A 1,549-nucleotide genomic window follows, 5' to 3' on the forward strand; every position below is an offset into this window, starting at 1 on the left:
CTTCACCGTGCCGCTGGCGCTGCCGGCCATCGTCGCCGCCCTTGGTGTGCTGGCGCTCTACGGCCATGCCGGCTATTTTGCCGGCGTTCTCGGCAGGTTCGGCAGCGGTGAATGGCCTGGCATTTACGGCCTGTCCGGCATTCTGATCGCGCATGTCTTCTTCAACCTGCCCTTGGCCACGCGCCTGTTCCTTGAGGCGTTGGGCACGGTGCCCGCCGACCAGTGGCGGCTGGCGAGCCAGCTCGGCATGGGCGCCTGGCCGGCATTGCGGTTGATCGAATGGCCGGCGTTGCGCACCGCCTTGCCGGGCGTCGCCGGGCTGGTGTTCATGCTCTGCATCACTTCCTTCACCATCGTGCTGACGCTCGGCGGCGGACCGGCCGCCACGACTTTGGAAGTCGCCATCTATCAGGCGCTGCGCTTCGATTTCGATCCGGCCCGGGCGGTGGTGCTGACGCTGCTGCAGATCGGCCTGACCTTCGTCATCGTCGCTCTGCTCACGCGGCTCGGCGCCAATACGGTCGGCGATGCCAATCTGCCGGTAGCGCCGCGCCGCTATCTTGCGACAGGCAAGGCTGAAACGGTGATGAACGCCGGCCTGATCGTACTTGCCTTGCTGTTCGTCGCCGGACCGATGGCGGCGACCGTGCTGGCCGGGCTGGAAGCCGATCTCGGACGGCTGGCCGGCGAGGAGGCCGTGCGCCGTGCGACGCTCACCAGCGCCACGCTCTCTTTCCTCTCGGCGCTGCTTTCGGTGACGCTGTCGCTCTCGCTCATCGCGGCCCGGCGCGCGCTGGCCTTGCGGCGCCGCGAGGGCAGCGCGATGTCGCTGCTCGAACATGCCACCGACACCGGCGCCGGTTTCGTGCTCGTCGTGCCGCCAATCGTGGTCGGCGCCGGCTGGTTCCTGGCCTTGCGCGGCTTCACGGACGTGTTCGTCGTCGCACCCGTCATGGTCGTCGCCGTCAATGCGGTGATGGCGATGCCTTTCGCCATCCGCGCCGTTCGCCCCGCTTACGACGCGGCGAGCGAGCGCCATGAGCGGCTTTGCCTGGCGCTCGGCATTTCCGGCTGGAACCGGCTGAGCCTGGTCGATTGGCCGTCGCTGCGGCGGCCCTTGGCGACCGGCTTTGCCTTCGCCATGGCGCTTTCGCTTGGCGATCTCGGCGTGATCGCGCTGTTCGGCAGCGATTCGGTGCAGACCTTGCCCTATCTTCTGCTGGCGCGCATGGGCAGCTACCGCACCGCCGATGCCGCGGGGCTGGCCTTGCTGCTCGGCCTCGTCTGCCTGATGCTGGTGGTCGCCGCCGACTGGCTGGGGCGGGAAGCAAAGGCATGACAACGGCGAACATTGGCATTGCGGCGCAGAAGGGACTGGCTGTCGCGCTGGATGGCGTCTCGTTCAGCTATGGCGAGGCATCCTTCCGCTTCGATGCCGAATTTGCCGCCGGCAGGATCACCGCCATCATGGGGCCGAGCGGGTCGGGCAAGTCGACGCTGCTCAATCTGATCGCCGGGTTCGAAGCGCCGAACGCGGGCAGGGTGCTGA

Annotated in this window: 2 protein-coding genes; both read left to right on the top strand. The window is 67.9% G+C overall.

All coding sequences use genetic code 11. The annotated features are described in order from the left end of the window. A partial coding sequence (locus EOA38_RS36215; RefSeq protein ID WP_127301472.1) for an ABC transporter permease subunit occupies positions 1-1,339 on the top strand: 1,339 nt, incomplete at its 5' end. Beyond that, a partial coding sequence (locus EOA38_RS36220) for an ATP-binding cassette domain-containing protein (protein WP_127301473.1) occupies positions 1,336-1,549 on the top strand: 214 nt, incomplete at its 3' end. The genes EOA38_RS36215 and EOA38_RS36220, both read left to right, overlap by 4 nt.

This window comes from Mesorhizobium sp. M1E.F.Ca.ET.041.01.1.1, from assembly GCF_003997355.1.
GTDB lineage: Bacteria > Pseudomonadota > Alphaproteobacteria > Rhizobiales > Rhizobiaceae > Mesorhizobium.